Genomic DNA, 576 nt, shown 5'->3' with positions numbered 1-576 from the left:
AACTCAATAGCATCGTTTTCAACATCTAATGCTTCCCATCTATGCTTTATTCTGATTTCCGGGTCAAGCCTAAAACCTGTGGGCGAATAAAGTTAAGCATAGATTTTGGTAAGTCTATATAAGAAGAACGGGATATTCTTCACACCTCTGAATTGGCTTCTGAATGCTTTGATTTTAGCATTGAATGATTCAGTCGAAGCGTTAGTACTTCTGTTTTCAAACAAGTTTACGATCGTTTTATAGTGATTCTGAATGGAACGGGCTACTGTATTGAAGGCTTTAAAACCTGCTTGCCTGACTTTCTCATGCCATTTAGCCAACCTTGTTAACCCATATAGTTTATCCTTAGTATTTTCAAAGATATAAGAAAGACTCATAGTTAAATCGTAAGCCTGTTTAATGTCAGGGTATAATTCGAATAGCAAAGCCGCTCTTTGCCTCTGATTTTCTGTCCAATCCTTTTCTTTTTTATACAAGACATACCTGCTTCTGGCTAATAACTGTTTGATAGTATCTCCATTTGAAAGTACTTTGGGGATATATTCAATATCAGTTTTCTTGGCTAACTCAATAGCA

General features: G+C 35.9%; 1 protein-coding gene. It reads right to left on the bottom strand.

Translation table 11 applies throughout. The annotated features are described in order from the left end of the window. Nucleotides 1–92: 92 nt before the first annotated feature. The coding region (locus tag ACYVFA_RS25495) for an ISL3 family transposase (protein WP_460474692.1) at nucleotides 93–576 on the bottom strand (484 nt) is incomplete at its 5' end.

The organism is Emticicia fontis (assembly GCF_054779675.1).
Note: the sequence above shows the minus strand (reverse complement) of the source record. Positions and strands in the feature narration are given on the sequence as shown.